Origin of the sequence: Burkholderia sp. HI2500 (assembly GCF_002223055.1) — a bacterium.
Classification (GTDB): Bacteria; Pseudomonadota; Gammaproteobacteria; order Burkholderiales; family Burkholderiaceae; genus Burkholderia.
Map to the genome: position 1 here is coordinate 295714 of NZ_NKFL01000006.1, position 14357 is coordinate 310070.

A 14357-nucleotide genomic window follows, 5' to 3' on the forward strand; every position below is an offset into this window, starting at 1 on the left:
TGTTGTTCGCCAGGCGCCGCGCGCGGGCTCGATGCCGCGCGCGGCATGCAGCCCGTCAGTCGCACTCGCGCGCCATCGGGCTGCCGTGCGCGGCGTCGGCGTGGACGTGCGATTCAACGGGGGCGGCCGCCGGCACACCGTTGAGCAGCGCGTTGAGCAGCACCGACACGAGGCACGCGAGCACGACGCCGCTGTGCAGGAACGGCTGCGTCCAGTCGGGCATGTGCGCGAACACCTTCGGCGCCATCACCGGAATCAGCGCGGTCGCGATCGTGAAGCCGACGATCAGCACGTTGTAGCGGTTGCCTTCGAAGTCGACTTTCGCGAGCGTCTGCACGCCGGCGGCGACCACCACGCCGAACATCGCGATACCGGCACCGCCGAGCGCGGCCGACGGCGTCGACGCGACGATCGCGCCGATCTTCGGCACCAGCGCGACGACGCACATCAGCACGCCGCTGACCGCGACGATCCAGCGGCTGCGCACGCCGGTCAGGATCACGAGCCCGACGTTCTCCATGAACGCGATGAACGGGAACGCGGCGAACGTGCCGGCGATCGCGCTCGCGACGCCGTTCGCCCGCAGCCCGCGCACCACGTCCTCCTCGCTCACCTGCTTCTCGACGATGTCGCCGATCGCGACGAACAGGCCCATCGACTCGACCATCTGCACGATCATCACGACGACCATCGTCAGCACCGGCACGATCGCGAACACCGGTGTGCCGAAGTGGAACGGGTAGGGCACGGTGAACCACGGCGCGGCGGCGACGTTCGTGAAGTTGCCCATCCCGAGCGCGATCGCGAGCAGGCTGCCCGCGACGAGCCCGATCAGCACCGACAGGTTGCGCAGGAACGCGTTCGCGAAGCGGTTGACCGCGAGGATCACGACCGCGACGACGAGCGCGACCGCGAGAAACGACAGCTCGCCGAACTGCAGCTTCGCTGCGTCGCCGCCGCCGGCCCACTGGTACGCGACCGGAAACAGCTGCAGCCCGATCACGGTGACGATGCAGCCGGTCACGACCGGCGGGAACAGGCGGCGCAGCCGGCCGACCAGCGGCGCGGCGAAGGTCGTGATGATGCCCGCGCCGATCACCGCGCCGCACACGCCGGCGAATCCCACGCCCGGCGTCAGGCCGATCGCGATCACGGGGCCGACGCTGCTGAACGCGACGCCCTGCAGGATCGGCAGGCGCACGCCGAGTTTCCAGACGCCGACCGTTTGCAGGATCGTCGAGATGCCGGAACAGAACAGCGCGGTGCTGATCAGCACGGTCGTGTCGGCGGGCGACATCTTCAACGCCGATGCGACGATCAGCGGCACCGCGATCGCGCCGATATAGGCGACGAGCATGTGTTGCAGGCCGAGCGTCAGCATCTGGCGGCGCGGCAGGACCCGATCGACGGGATGTGAAGCAGCGTTCATGGGCGAGTCTCCTGAGGTTCGTTTGCGGGCGGGCGCGCGATGCGCCCGCCTGGCGTGCCCGTCAGGCCGCGACCGCCGCGGCGAGACAGGCATGGAAGCGGTCGGTCAGCGCGGCGCGATCGAGGTCGCGGCCGATGAAAACGATGCGTGACGAGCGCGGCTCGCACCCCCACGCCTGCGCGGCGCGCAGTTCGATCACGCCGTGCACGCCCTGCAGCACGTAGCGCTGCGCGCGGCCCTGCACGGCGAGGATGCCCTTCATCCGGAACAGGTTCGCGGTATCGGCGCGGCGCAGCTCGCCGAGCCACGCCTCGAGCGCGTCGAGATCGACGTCCGCCTCCACTTCGATGCCGACCGACGACACGCTCGCGTCGTGTTCGTGATGATCGTGATCGTCGTCGTGTGCGCGGGCTTCGTGCGCGTGGTCGTCGTGCTCATGCTTGTGCTCGTGCTCGTGCTCGTGCTCATGCTCGTGCGCGTGTTCGTCCGCATGCGGCGCATCGGCCTGCAGCCCGTCGCTCTCGACGAGGATCTGCGCGAATTCGTTCGCGCCGATGCCGAGGATGCGATCGAGATCGACCTGCGCATAGCTCGACGTGACGATCTCCGCCGTCGTGTTCAGCGCGCGCAGCCGCGCGGTCAGCGCATCGACGTCCGGTGCGTCGACGAGGTCGACCTTGTTGATCACGATGCGGTCCGCGCAGACGATCTGGTCGACCGCCTGGTTGTCGCGGCCGTCGAGCACCAGATCGTCGAGGTGCGCGCGGATATGCTTCGCGTCGACCATCGTGACGACCGCGTCGAGCGCGACCTCCTTCGCGATCGGATCGTCGAGGAAGAAGGTCTGCGCGACCGGATACGGATCGGCGAGGCCGCTCGTCTCGACGATGATGTGATCGAGCCGGTCGGGGCGCGCGACGAGCATCCGCACGATCCGCACGAGATCCTCGCGCACCGCGCCGACGCAGCACACGCAGCCGTTGGTCATCTCGTAGATTTCCTCGGTCGATTCGAGCACGAGGCCGCCGTCGATGCCGATCTCGCCGAACTCGTTCTCGATCACCGCGATCTTGCGGCCGTGCTTCTCGCGCAGGATGTAGTTCAGCAGCGTGGTCTTGCCCGCGCCGAGAAAGCCGGTGAGCACGGTGACCGGAATCTTCTCGACGTCGCTGTGGGTGGTGTGGATGTGGGTCATGATGCATCTCCGTTGAGTCGGTTGGGCTGCGGGTTCGGCTGTGATGCGTTTTCTTTCCAGCGATGGACGGTGCGGGAATCGAGGTCGAACAGGTCGAGCACGCGGCCGAGCGTGTGGTCGATCATCTGGTCGAGCGAAGCGGGGCGCGCGTAGAACGCCGGCACCGGCGGCGCGACGATCGCGCCCATCTCCGTGACGGTGGCCATGTTGCGCAGGTGCGTGAGCGTGTACGGCGTCTCGCGTGCGAGCAGCACGAGCCGGCGGCGCTCCTTCAGCACGACGTCGGCCGCGCGCGAGATCAGGCCGGAGGAAAGACCGCTCGCGATCTCGGCGAGCGTCTTCATCGAGCACGGCGCGACGATCATCCCGAGCGTGCGGAACGACCCGCTCGAGATCGGCGCCGCGATGTCGTCGCTGCGGTACAGCACGCTCGCGAGCGCCGTGATGTCGGACAGCCGGAAGTCGGTCTCGTGCGCCATCGTCAGCGCAGCGGCGCGCGACACGACGACGTGCGTCTCGATGTCGAGGTCGCGCAGCAGCGCGAGCAGCCGCATCCCGTACACGAAGCCGGATGCACCGCTGATGCCGACCACGAGCCGCCGCGCGCTCATCGCGACGCTCCGCCGAGTTGCGCGATCACGTGTGCGGCACGCTGCATCGCGGCGTCGCCGACGCGTGCGCGCACGCCGTCGAAGCGCGAGCCGCGCGTCGCGTCGATCCCCATCCGCGACGTCGTGCCGTCGGCCGACGACGACGGATCGAGCGGGCTGCCGGGCAGGCCGTCGACGACGAACAGGTCGCGGTGCGGCTGGAAGTGCGTCGCGATGGCCCACAGCACCTGCGCGTCGTCGGTGATGTCGACGTCGCTGTCGACCGCGACGACGTTCTTCAGGTACGGATCCCAGCCGAGCAGCGCGAGCATGATCTGGCGCGCCTCGCCGTCGCGCGACTGCTTCAGCGCGACGTAGCAGTGAAAGTGCGTGCCGGAATTCGGATAGTGAATCGCGGTGACGGCCGGAAAGCGCGCCTTCAGCTTCTCGCTCATCTCGGCTTCGCGCGGCAGGCGCGCGAGCGTCAGGTGTTCCGCGTACGGGCCGCCGACCACGTCGACGAGCCATGCATCCTTGCGCCGCATCATCGCGTCGATGCGCAGCACGTTGTTGGTCGAGCGGTCCGACGAGTAGCCGGTGAATTCGCCGAACGGGCCTTCTTCCGCATGCGCGTCGGGATCGATCGTGCATTCGAGCACGAACTCGGCGGCGGCCGGCACGCCGATGCCGTGTCGCGGCGTGCGCACGAGCTGCAGCGGCGCGCCGAACAACCCGCCGGCAATCGCGCGCTCATCCGCGCCGAACGGCACGCGAGCGGCGGCCGCGAGCATGAACAGCGGATGCGCGCCGATCACCATCGCCACCTTGAGCGTGTCGCCGCGCGCCTTCGCGGTCTGCAGCATCCGCCACAGATGGCCGCGCGAATGCAGGCTCGTCGCCAGCGCGTTGCGCGCATGCGGCATCGAGCGGTGGTAGCTGAGGTTCGCGACGCCCGTCACCGGATCTTCGGCGACGATCACCGCGTTGGTCACGTAGGGCCCGCGATCGGTTTCGAAGTGGCGGATCATCGGCAACTGCGCGAGATCGACCGCGTCGCCTTCGGTCACCTGATCGAGCACGGGGCCGTGCGGCACGACGACCGGCGCGACGGGCGCGTTCGCACGCTGCTGCCACGCGTCGAACAGGCCGTTCGCATCGACGCCGAACAGCCGGCCGATGCGCGTGCGGGACGCAAATACGTTGGTGACGAGCGGTGTCGACACACCGTCGACGCGCTCGCAGACGAGCATCTCGTGTCGCCCGCGCGCGGCGAGCGACGCGACGACGGCCGTGACGTCCTGGTCGGCGGACAGCGGCTGCGCGAGCGTCAGCACGTCGTCCGGAAAGCGTTCGCGATAGGCGTTCGCGAAGTGATGAAAATCCTGCTGCTCGGCGAAAAAGCTGGACGCCATGATGCACTCCGTCGGATGCGGAAGGGGAAAGGCCGGATCGCACGCGTGTTCGATGCGGCACGCGATCCGGCTGCCGGCGCGTTACAGGTAGGTCGACGTGAGGCGCTTCTGCGCTTCGTCGAGATCCTTCGGCGGCCTGGTCGGCTCGATGCCGACGAGGCGGGCGATGTTGTTGCCCATGTAGTCCTCGAGGCCGTCCTCGTCGAGATCCATCCCCTGCGGCGCGGGCCCGCACAGCATTTCCAGCTCGCGCAGCCACATGCCGGGTTCGTTCGGCGGCGAATCGGTGCCGAACACGATCTTGTTGCGCGGCAGCTCGCGGGCGAACTCGACGATCCGCGACTGGTAGCACCAGCCCGATTCGCAGTACACGTTCGGCGTATCCATCGCCATCCAGAACGCTTCGAACGAGTAGTTGCCACCCGTCTGGATCCCGAAGTGACCGATGATGAAGTTCACCATCGGAAACTCGCGGATGATCGGATAGAACTGCGTCGGGATCGTGTACGGGCCGTCACCGGTGTGGATCAGCACGACGATGTTGTACTTCGCGCAGACCTTCATCGCGGGGCGCAGCCAGTCGAGCGCGCGATCGGGCCGGTAGCCGTGCATGTTCGCGTGCAGCTTCACCATCTTGAAGCCGTACTCCCTGATGTGGAATTCGAGCTCCGCCGCGCCGTTCTCCGGGCCCCAGCGCGGGTTGTACGTGAAGTTGCCGATGAAGCGGTCGGGGTACTTCTGCGTGAGCTCGGCGATATACGCCATGTAGTCGCGAATGCCTTCACGGCCGCGGCGGTTGCCGTCGCGATAGCCGGTGTTGCCCGGCGGCGGCTGGATGAAGCCCATGTCGATGCGGCGCGGCTTGCCGTTGATGATGTACGGGCCGTCCATCATCTTCAGCAGGCGTTCGCCGGTGAACGGTTCGCCGGTGTGGCGCCAGGCCTCGTCGACGAGGTTGGTCGGGTGCAGGTGCGTATCGATGATCATGCAATGCTCCGGAATCGGGAGAGAGGGGCGCGGGCGTCAGGCGGCGAGCAGGGCTTTCGCTTCGTCGACGGTGCGCGGCGCGGGCGTCGGTTCGAGGCCGATCATTCGCGCGGTGTTGTTGCCGAGGTAATCCTCGAGCGTGTCCTCGTCGAGATTCATCCCTTGCGGCGGATCGAAGCACAGCACCTCGAGCAGCCGCAGCCACATGCCCGGTTCGTTCGGCGGCGTGTCGGAGCCGAACAGGATCTTGTGCTTCGGCAGCACCTTCGCGAATTCGACGATCCGCGACTGCAGGCACCAGCCCGATTCGCAATACACGTTCGGCAGGTCCATCGCGAGCTGGAACGGCTCGAAGCAGTAGACGCCGCCCGTCTGCACCCCGAAGTGCGCCATGATGAAATTGACCGTCGGGAATTCCTTGATCATCGGCACCCACTCGGTCGGGATGCTGTACGGGCCGTCGCCGGTGTGCAGCTTCACGAGCACGCCGAGTTCCGCGCATTTCTTCAGCGCGGGGCGCAGCCAGTCGAGTGCGCGGTCGGGCCGGTACGCATGCATGTTGGCCTGGAACTGCACCATCTTGAAGCCGAGCTTGCGCACGTAGTGATCGATCGCGTTCACGCCGTTCTCCACCCCGCAGCGCGGGTTGTAGACGAAGCAGCCGATGAAGCGGTCGGGGTGCTTGCGCACCATCTCGACCGTATACGCCATGTACGCATCGATCGATTCGGTGCCCGACTTCTCGCCGTCGGTATACGTATAGATGGTGTTGCCTTGCGGCGGCTGGATGAACGCCTTGTCGACGCGGCGCGGCTTGCCGTTGATGAGGAACGGGCCGTTCATCGTCTCGATCAGGCGCTCGCCGGTGAACGGCGGGCCGTCGTGACGCCATGCGAGGTCGACGAGATTCGTCGGGTAACAGCTGGTGTCGATGATCATCTACTCGATCTCCTTGAGAGGAACCGGAAAGGCCGGTTGCCGTATCGCGGGCAGGCACGTCGATGAAGCGACCTGTCGGTCGGATTCATGCGGCCCTTTGCAAGGCGCATTATTTTTTTGCGCCTTCCCCTCGCCGGCATCGAGTGACACACTGCGACGTGCACTGCTGCTTGGGACCGAGTGTCACCAGCCGAATGTGCTCTGTACAATATTTTTTACTGACGCTCTTGATACGTTTGCGATATGGACATGCGTGTGTTGCGTTACTTCGCGGTGCTGGCCGACGAACTGCATTTCGGGCGCGCGGCCGCGCGGCTCCATATCTCGCAGCCGCCGTTGAGCCAGCAGATCCGGCTGCTCGAGGAGCAGCTCGGCACTGCGCTGTTCGTACGCTCGCAGCATCGCGTCGAATTGACCGAGGCAGGGAAAACACTGAAGGAGCAGGTGCCGCTGATCGTCGCGCAGTTCGATCGCGCGATCGATCTCACGCGTTGCGCGGGGCGCGGCGAAGTGGGGCGGCTCGCGGTCGGCATCATCAGCTCGGCGATGGTCGTGCCGATTCCGCGTGCGTTGCGCGTGTTCGCCGAACGCCATCCGCACGTGCACTGGTCGCTGCACGAGATGACGCCGGCCGCGCAGATCGATGCGCTGAAGGAGAAGCGGCTCGACGTGTGCTTCTTCCGGCTGTTCCAGGACGATCCGGCGATCCGCAGCGAGATCGTGGTGCGCGAAACGGCCGTGGCCGTGCTGCCGTCAGGCCATCCGCTCGCGTCGCGCGACGCGATCGCGCTCGGCGAGCTGGCCGGCGAGCAGTTCGTGTCATTCGGCTTGCGGCATTCGCAACTGGCGCGCTTCCTGCAGCAGAGCTGTGTCGATGCGCGCTTCACGCCGCGGATCGCGCACGAGGTCGTCGAGGTGCACACGCTGCTGTCGCTGGTGCGTGAAGGGCTGGGCGTCGCGCTGCTGCCCGCGTCGTCGCGGCAGATCTCGACGGGCGGCGTCGCGTTCGTGCCGCTGCTGCCGCCGGCGCTCGAGGTGTCGCTGCAGGCGCGCTACCGCGCGGACGATACGTCCGCGGTGCTCGGCGCGTTCCTCGACACCGTGCGCGAGGTCGCGGCGGAGTTCAGCGCGTAGCGGCGCGCATCAACATGCGAGCGACTGCGCGACCAGCGTACCGATCGCGTCGACCAGCGGCTTGACGCGCGCATGGCGCTCGCGCGGCCAGATCGCGTGCAGGTTGTAGTGCGTCGGAATCGCGATCGTGCAGAGTTCGACGAGCCGGCCGTCGCGGCGCGCATCCGCGGCGAGCAGCCCGCGCACCAGCCCGGCGCCGAGCCCGGACGCGAGCGTTGCGACGAGCCCCGCCGCGTTGTCGAACACGGCGATCGTGTCCGGTTCGACGGGTTCGAGGCCCGCCGCTTCGAGCCACGGAATCCACGACCGCTTCGTATAGCCGAGCAGCGGCAGCTCCAACACCTGTTCGGGCGTGAGCGGCGCGGTCAGCCCGTAACGTTCGAGCAGCGCCGGCGCGGCCATCGCGGTCAGCCGGTCGGGGCAGACCAGCGCGCTGTCCACGCCTTCCCATTCGCCGTAGCCATAGCGCAGCGCGACATCGATGTGGTCGAATGCATCGCGATCATGGCGCGGCGCTGACAGCACCGTCAGCGTCGTGCCGTCGAGCGTGCGCATCAATGCCGGCAGCCGCGCGGGCAGCCAGCCCTGCATCAGTTCCGGATCGACGTCGAGCCGGAGTGACGGCCCGGTCGTGCGCCCCTTCACCGACGACAGTGCGCGATCGATCTGCTCGAGCCCGTCCGACAACTGGTTCGCGAACAGCGTGCCGGCATCGGTCAGCATCACGCGGCCGCCGGCGCGGGCGAACAGCGGCTGGCCGATGAATTCCTCGAGCGAGCGAATCTGCTGGCTGATCGCGCTGTGCGTGAGCGCCAGCTGGCGTGCCGCGCTGGAAAAGCTGCCGACCCGCGCGGCGTGCAGAAACGCCTGCATCGACTGGATCGAAGGGTATCGCTTGAGCATCTGTTAGTCCGACTGACAGGGATTCGACGAAATGATCGCTGGCGCACCCGCGCATCGCGTTTCGATAATGCTCCGGAACCGCGCGATGGGCGCGGGCCGACCCAGGAATGCGAATCAGGAGACCGCGCATGATCGACATCGTCGTGAACGATACACGCCATTCGCTCGAGAATGTACCGGGGGATATGCCGTTGCTGTGGGTGCTGCGCGACCGGCTCAAGCTCACCGGCACGAAGTTCGGCTGCGGCAAGGGCCTGTGCGGCGCGTGCACCGTGCATCTCGACGGGCAGGCCGTGCGCGCGTGCCTGATTCCGGCCGTCGCCGCGCACGGGCGGCACGTGACGACGATCGAGGGGTTGTCGCCGGACGGGCGGCATCCGCTGCAACTCGCGTGGGTCGCCGAGGACGTGCCGCAATGCGGCTATTGCCAGCCGGGGCAGCTGATGCAGGCGGCCGCGCTGCTGAAGGGCGGGCAGCCGGTGGACGACGATGCCATCGTGCAGGCGATGTCGGGCAATATCTGCCGCTGCGGCACGTATGCACGTATTCACCGCGCGATCAAGCGTGCGGCGTCCGGCGATCCGTCGCTGAAGGCCGCGGCCGAACCCGCGAAGGAGGCGTGACATGCGCGACGATCACGCACCGGATGCACCGCATGGCGATGGCACGCCGCGCCGGCGTTTTCTCAAGCAGGGTTCGGCGCTGCTGGCCGCAGGCATCGCGATCGGCTTCCGGATGCCCGACGCGGCGGCCGCCGGCAAGCACGCGAGCGGCGATCCGCATCCGGCCGCCGGCGAATTCGAACCGAACGCGTGGGTGCGCGTGCTGCCCGACGACACGATCAAGCTCGTCGTGCACAAGCACGATTCGGGCACCGGCACGCGCACCGCGCTCGCGGCAGTGGTGGCCGAGGAGCTCGACGTCGATCCGTTCCGGGTCGACGTGATCACGCCGGAAGATCCGTTCTTCGCCGACTACCTTCATCCGCTGTGGAAAGTGTTCTCGACCGGCGGCAGCACGAGTGTCGCGATGGAGTACGACCGGCTGCGTCGAGCGGGCGCGACCGCGCGTGCGATGCTCGTCGAAGCGGCGGCGCATCAATGGGGCGTGCCCGCTTCTGCGTGTACGACGGCAGACGGCGCCGTGCTGCAGGCGTCGAGCGGCCGCCGGGCGACGTACGGCGCGCTCGCGCAGGTGGCCTCGCAGTTGCCGGCGCCGAAGCAGGTCGCGCTGAAAGATCCCGCGCAGTTCCGCTACATCGGCAAGCTGCGCAAGAAGCGCGGCGCCGCGCAGAAGGCCGACGGCTCGTTTCCGTACAGCATCGACGTGTCGCTGCCGGGGATGCTGGTCGCGGTCGTCACGCGTGCGCCGGTGATCGACGGCCGCGTGCGCAGCGTCGATGCGAAGGCGGCGCTCGCGATTCCCGGCGTGCGCGACGTGCTGCAGATTCCGCCGCGCCCCGACGTGCTCGGCGGCAACCAGGCCGGCGTCGCGGTGCTCGCGGACGACTACTGGTCCGCGCATCAAGGGCAGGCCGCGCTGACGATCGAATGGGAGGACAGCCTGTTCGAAACCTTCGACAGCAGCACGCTCGCCGCGCGCCAGGCCGCGTGGCTCGACGATCCGGCCGCGCGCGTCGTGCCGACGATCGCCGACGGCGATCCGGCGAAGGCCCATGCGGCCGGCGCGCGCACGATCGAGGCGTCGTATGCGATGCCGCACAAGGCCGCGAATCCGCTGGAGCCGATCAACCTCACGGTGTGGGCACGCAACGGCGGCATCGAGTACTGGGGCGGGCTGCAGGTGCCGTCGACCGCGATGGAAGCGGCGGAGGTGATCGGCGGCATTCCTTCGCATCGGGTGACGCTGCACGAGCTGGTGTCGGGCGGCAGCTTCGGCGCGCGCGAATCGAAGTACTGGCTGTTCGAGGCGACGTGGCTCGCGATGAAGACCGGCAAGCCCGTGAAGCTGATGAACAGCCGCGAGGACGAGATGCGCGCGCTGTTCTATCACGCGGCAAGCTACCACCGTGCGCACGCGGTGCTCGATGCGCAGGGCAATCTCGCGTCGCTGTGGCTGCGCGCCGTGATGCCCGCCTCGCCGCAGCAGTGGGAGCCCGGCTATCTCGAGCGCGCCGACCGGATGGATTTCAGCACGACCGAGGCCATCACGAAATGGGAGTTCGCGTATGCGGCGCCGCATCGCGACATCGGCTGGATCAGGATGGAGACGGGCGTGCCGACCGGCTGGTTCCGCGCGGTGAGCTACATCCCGAACGTGTTCGCGGTCGAATCGGTGATGGACGAGGCCGCGCACGCGGCGAAGCGCGACCCGGTCGAGTTCCGGCTCGCGCACATGCGCGACCGGCCGCGCCATGCGGCCGTGCTGCGTGAAGCGGCGCAACGAGCGGGGTGGGGCCAGCCGCTGCCGGACGGTGTCGCACTCGGCATCGCGACGAACCAGGCGTACGACAGCTATGTCGCGGTGGTCGCGCGGGTCGTGCGCAAGGACGGCGCGGTGCGCGTGGAGAAGCTGACGTGTGTCGCCGATTGCGGGATCGCGGTGTCGCCGGCCGGCGTCGACGAGCAACTGTACGGCGGCCTGATGTGGGGGCTCGGCCACGCGACGTCCGATCGCATCGACTTCCGGCACGGCCGCGTGCAGCAGTCGAACTTCGATACGTATCGCGTGATGCGGATGAGCGACATGCCCGATACCGACATTCACATCGTGCAGGGCGATCCGGCGAAGCCGGGCGGTGTCGGTGAGCTGTCGAGCCCGGCGGTGACGCCGGCGATTGCGAACGCGGTATTCCGGCTGACGGGGAAGCGGTTGCGGGAGACGCCTTTCGATTTGTCGGCGGTGGCGTAGCGTGACCGAACGTATGAAGTTTGACTCGCATCGGCCGCTATTCCGCTGATCAATGCGTCGACGTCGCAGCCGGGTCGACATCGGCGCATGCGTTCGCCCGCATCGTCGCGCGCAAGCGCCGATTCCGCACAAGTTCTCGCGCTGCTCGCGGGTGTTTCCCACTGGTTGGTGATGCGAATTTTTACCTAAGATGAAGCCATCATGCGCGTAATTCGGTGCCTGCACGTGCATGGAGGGAGGCGGGAGGCAGCGCCGGAGCGACGCCAGCGGATGTTGCCATCATGGATGCGAAAGTGTGCGCGTCGGCTGCCAGTCTCGCGACTGCAGCGACGCCAGCGGACGCGGCGGCAATCGCCGCGCGAACGGTGCCCGGCTGCCCGGGTCGAACCGCTCCGCTGCGCCAGGCGCTGGTCGCAATCGTTTGCGTTCTGGGGGCTGCACAGGCCGTGCTTGCCGGGGCTTCCGCCGAGGCGCTCGATCCCGCCGACACGGTGCGCATCGTTGCGCCCGCAAGCCCCGCGGATCCCGCCGGTCCGGGCGGGGCGACATCCGACACGGCCGTGCGTCAGGTCGTGCTGGGCATCATCAGTTTCACCCGTTGGCCGACGACACCCGTGCGCCTGCATCTGTGCGTCACGGGCCGGACCGACTATGCGCGCGGCCTGACCGATACGCTGCAGGCCGGCTCGACGCTGCTCGACGTGCAGCGTGTGCGCTTCGACGATCCCGCGCTCGGCATCGCCTGCGACATCGTCTATCTCGGCAACCTGGGCGCAGAGGAGCGCGCGCGCGTGGGGGCGGCGGTGGCCGGCCATCCGGTGCTGACAATTTCGGAACACGATCCATCCTGCACCGCGGGCGGCATGTTCTGTCTCAACGTCGATGGCGAGCGCGTGTCGTTCGACATCAATCTCGACGCGGTCGCACGCAGTGGCGTGCGCGTGCATCCGAACGTGCTCAATCTTGCGCGACGGCCGGGGGCACCATGACACGGCGCGCCCCTCCGGTCCCCCTGTCGCGCGTGTCGCGCCCGACGCTGCAAAGCGTGCTGCGTCGCGCGCACCTGCGCCTCGCATTCGTCGCCGTCACGATGGCCGCCGTGTCGTTGATCGTGGTGGCCGTGATTGCATTGCGTGCGTATGCCGGCAACAACCTGAACCTGATGGCCCGCTCGCTCGGGTATACGGTGGAGGCCGCGCTCGTGTTCGGCGACCGCATCGCGGCGGCCGAGGCGATCGGGCTGATCGCCGGCGATGAGGATGTCGCGCAGGTCGTGGTCACGGATAGCAAGGGCCAGCCGTTCGCGACGTGGCAGTTGCCTGCCGGCAGCGGGATCGCGCGGCTCGAGCGCGTCGTCGCCGACCTCGCGTTGCCGGGGCCCGTGACCGCGCCGGTGGTGCACGACGGCATCGTCGTCGGCCACGTCGTCGTGCGCGGCCGTGGGCATCAGTTCTTCGGATTCCTGCTTGGCGGCGTGGGCGGCATTCTCGGTTGCCTGGCCGTCAGCGTGATCGGTGCGTATATCAGCTCGCAACGCCTGCTGCGCAGCATCGTTTCGCCGTTGCGCGCGCTGGCGGGCGTCGCCCACGCGGTGCGGCGCGAACGTGCGTTCGCGCAGCGCGTCGAGCCCGCATCGATTGCCGAACTCAACCAGCTCGGCGACGACTTCAATGCATTGCTCGACGAATTCGAAGAGTGGCAGAACACGCTGCGCGACGAGAACGCGTCGCTCGAACACAAGGCGACGCACGATGCGCTCACGGGGCTGCCCAACCGCGTGCAGTTCGAGTCGCGTCTCGCACTCGCCCTCGGCGAAGCCGGGGTGACGGGGCAGCGGGTCGCGATCCTGTATCTCGATTGCGACCGCTTCAAGGAAATCAACGACTGCCTCGGCCACGACGCCGGCGACGCGGTGCTGATCGGCATCGCGTCACGGCTGCGCACGCAGGTGCGCGAGACCGACCTGGTCGCGCGCCTGGGCGGAGACGAATTCGCGGTCATGCTGCCGGCCGTGCGCGACGCGGGTAGCGTATGTCGTATTGCTGACGAGATCTTGTCCGGTATGGCGCCGTCGATCGAGCTGTCCGACGGCCGCGTGGTGGCCACCATGATGAGTGCCGGCGTTGCGCTGTATCCCGATCACGCGTCGGACGCGAGCGGCTTGCTGCGGGCGGCGGATGCCGCGATGTACCGCGCCAAGCGCGCCCGGCCAGGCTCGTGGCAACTGGCCGAAGGGGTCGCGGGGGCGGCTTGAGGTCCATCGTTTCACGCTGCGGGCGAGGCCGCGGCAGTGGGTTGGAAGAGCGCTCGCGATGCGCGTGCAATCGAAGGGGTCAATGATGAACAACACGTTTCCGGTGGGCATTGGGCGCATGTGCGTCGGCAGCGCGCTGCTTTTGTGCATGCTGCTGGGAGGCTGCAAGACGCCGCCGCTTCATCGTGGATTGACGCAGACGCAGGTCACCGCGCTCAAGTCGGCCGGTTTCCAGGAAACCCAGCAGGGTTTCGAGTTCGGCTCGACCGGGCCGATCCTGTTCGATTTCGATCGCTACAACCTCAAGCCCGATGTGCGGCGGATCGTCGAACGGATCGGTCGCACGCTCCACTCGGCGGGGATCAACGGGGTACGGGTTTATGGATATTCGGACCAGGAAGGCGTGGACAAGTATGACGTCGAATTGTCCAGGCGGCGGGCGGAGGTCGTCGCCCTTGAACTGGTCGACGTGGGGCTCGATGCGAAGCGCATCGCGGTCGTCGGGAAAGGGAAGAGCGATCCGGTCGGGGACAACAAGACGCCGGGAGGCAGGGCGCAGAACCGGCGGGCGGCGATCGTGGTGTCGCCGCGGTGAGCCGATGAGGCGGCGCGTGGCGTGTCGGTATGCCGTGCCGACGCGCAC

The 14357-nt window shown here is 67.9% G+C and carries 13 protein-coding genes; 6 read left to right on the forward strand and 7 right to left on the reverse strand.

All coding sequences use genetic code 11. The annotated features are described in order from the left end of the window. Window positions 1–55 precede the first annotated feature (55 nt). The 6 genes from CFB45_RS19080 to CFB45_RS19105 form a co-directional block, all read right to left on the reverse strand. Entirely contained in the window at window positions 56–1429 is a 1374-nt protein-coding gene (locus CFB45_RS19080; protein WP_089426885.1) for a nucleobase:cation symporter-2 family protein, read from the reverse strand. Window positions 1430–1490: 61 nt separating this feature from the next. Then, on the reverse strand, window positions 1491–2624 hold the full coding sequence (locus tag CFB45_RS19085; protein WP_089426886.1) for a CobW family GTP-binding protein: 1134 nt from the start codon (window positions 2622–2624) through the stop codon (window positions 1491–1493). Then, the gene (locus CFB45_RS19090; protein ID WP_089426887.1) at window positions 2621–3235 is read right to left on the reverse strand and encodes a UbiX family flavin prenyltransferase; all 615 of its coding nucleotides are present in this window, start codon (window positions 3233–3235) and stop codon (window positions 2621–2623) included. Before CFB45_RS19090 ends, CFB45_RS19085 begins: the two co-directional genes overlap by 4 nt. Then, the gene (locus tag CFB45_RS19095) at window positions 3232–4626 is read right to left on the reverse strand and encodes a UbiD family decarboxylase (RefSeq protein WP_089426888.1); all 1395 of its coding nucleotides are present in this window, start codon (window positions 4624–4626) and stop codon (window positions 3232–3234) included. Before CFB45_RS19095 ends, CFB45_RS19090 begins: the two co-directional genes overlap by 4 nt. An 81-nt stretch (window positions 4627–4707) precedes the next feature. Then, on the reverse strand, window positions 4708–5613 hold the full coding sequence (locus CFB45_RS19100) for an amidohydrolase family protein (protein WP_089426889.1): 906 nt from the start codon (window positions 5611–5613) through the stop codon (window positions 4708–4710). Window positions 5614–5649: 36 nt separating this feature from the next. Then, the gene (locus CFB45_RS19105) at window positions 5650–6552 is read right to left on the reverse strand and encodes an amidohydrolase family protein (protein WP_011354246.1); all 903 of its coding nucleotides are present in this window, start codon (window positions 6550–6552) and stop codon (window positions 5650–5652) included. Window positions 6553–6795: 243 nt separating this feature from the next. Here CFB45_RS19105 and CFB45_RS19110 point away from each other — a divergent pair, with 243 nt between their 5' ends. Then, window positions 6796–7686: a LysR substrate-binding domain-containing protein gene (locus CFB45_RS19110; protein WP_089426890.1), complete on the forward strand. Its 891-nt coding sequence runs from the start codon at window positions 6796–6798 to the stop codon at window positions 7684–7686. 9 nt (window positions 7687–7695) lie between these two features. Here the strand turns inward: CFB45_RS19110 and CFB45_RS19115 are convergent, their stop codons facing one another. Beyond that, the gene (locus CFB45_RS19115) at window positions 7696–8589 is read right to left on the reverse strand and encodes a LysR substrate-binding domain-containing protein (RefSeq protein WP_089426891.1); all 894 of its coding nucleotides are present in this window, start codon (window positions 8587–8589) and stop codon (window positions 7696–7698) included. Between the two features lie 128 nt (window positions 8590–8717). Here CFB45_RS19115 and CFB45_RS19120 point away from each other — a divergent pair, with 128 nt between their 5' ends. The 5 genes from CFB45_RS19120 (at window position 8718) to CFB45_RS19140 (ending at window position 14309) form a co-directional block, all read left to right on the forward strand. Then, the gene (locus CFB45_RS19120) at window positions 8718–9212 is read left to right on the forward strand and encodes a (2Fe-2S)-binding protein (protein ID WP_089426892.1); all 495 of its coding nucleotides are present in this window, start codon (window positions 8718–8720) and stop codon (window positions 9210–9212) included. 1 nt (window position 9213) lies between these two features. Further along, the gene (locus tag CFB45_RS19125; protein WP_089426893.1) at window positions 9214–11460 is read left to right on the forward strand and encodes a xanthine dehydrogenase family protein molybdopterin-binding subunit; all 2247 of its coding nucleotides are present in this window, start codon (window positions 9214–9216) and stop codon (window positions 11458–11460) included. A 281-nt stretch (window positions 11461–11741) separates the two neighbouring features. Then, window positions 11742–12449: a YfiR family protein gene (locus CFB45_RS19130; protein ID WP_089426894.1), complete on the forward strand. Its 708-nt coding sequence runs from the start codon at window positions 11742–11744 to the stop codon at window positions 12447–12449. Next, entirely contained in the window at window positions 12446–13714 is a 1269-nt protein-coding gene (locus tag CFB45_RS19135) for a diguanylate cyclase domain-containing protein (RefSeq protein WP_089426895.1), read from the forward strand. The genes CFB45_RS19130 and CFB45_RS19135 overlap by 4 nt, the downstream gene beginning before the upstream one ends. An 85-nt stretch (window positions 13715–13799) precedes the next feature. Next, the gene (locus CFB45_RS19140) at window positions 13800–14309 is read left to right on the forward strand and encodes an OmpA family protein (protein WP_089429045.1); all 510 of its coding nucleotides are present in this window, start codon (window positions 13800–13802) and stop codon (window positions 14307–14309) included. The last annotated feature ends 48 nt before the right edge of the window (window positions 14310–14357 follow it).

What these genes read in the sequence shown, in the direction of transcription:
- CFB45_RS19125 (WP_089426893.1), top strand. Translation starts at nt 9,214, where the DNA reads ATGCGCGACGATCACGCACCGGATGCACCGCATGGCGATGGCACGCCG.
- CFB45_RS19130 (WP_089426894.1), top strand. Translation starts at nt 11,742, where the DNA reads ATGGATGCGAAAGTGTGCGCGTCGGCTGCCAGTCTCGCGACTGCAGCG.
- CFB45_RS19105 (WP_011354246.1), bottom strand. Translation starts at nt 6,552, where the DNA reads ATGATCATCGACACCAGCTGTTACCCGACGAATCTCGTCGACCTCGCA.
- CFB45_RS19110 (WP_089426890.1), top strand. Translation starts at nt 6,796, where the DNA reads ATGGACATGCGTGTGTTGCGTTACTTCGCGGTGCTGGCCGACGAACTG.
- CFB45_RS19090 (WP_089426887.1), bottom strand. Translation starts at nt 3,235, where the DNA reads ATGAGCGCGCGGCGGCTCGTGGTCGGCATCAGCGGTGCATCCGGCTTC.
- CFB45_RS19135 (WP_089426895.1), top strand. Translation starts at nt 12,446, where the DNA reads ATGACACGGCGCGCCCCTCCGGTCCCCCTGTCGCGCGTGTCGCGCCCG.
- CFB45_RS19140 (WP_089429045.1), top strand. Translation starts at nt 13,800, where the DNA reads ATGAACAACACGTTTCCGGTGGGCATTGGGCGCATGTGCGTCGGCAGC.
- CFB45_RS19095 (WP_089426888.1), bottom strand. Translation starts at nt 4,626, where the DNA reads ATGGCGTCCAGCTTTTTCGCCGAGCAGCAGGATTTTCATCACTTCGCG.
- CFB45_RS19120 (WP_089426892.1), top strand. Translation starts at nt 8,718, where the DNA reads ATGATCGACATCGTCGTGAACGATACACGCCATTCGCTCGAGAATGTA.
- CFB45_RS19080 (WP_089426885.1), bottom strand. Translation starts at nt 1,429, where the DNA reads ATGAACGCTGCTTCACATCCCGTCGATCGGGTCCTGCCGCGCCGCCAG.
- CFB45_RS19085 (WP_089426886.1), bottom strand. Translation starts at nt 2,624, where the DNA reads ATGACCCACATCCACACCACCCACAGCGACGTCGAGAAGATTCCGGTC.
- CFB45_RS19100 (WP_089426889.1), bottom strand. Translation starts at nt 5,613, where the DNA reads ATGATCATCGATACGCACCTGCACCCGACCAACCTCGTCGACGAGGCC.
- CFB45_RS19115 (WP_089426891.1), bottom strand. Translation starts at nt 8,589, where the DNA reads ATGCTCAAGCGATACCCTTCGATCCAGTCGATGCAGGCGTTTCTGCAC.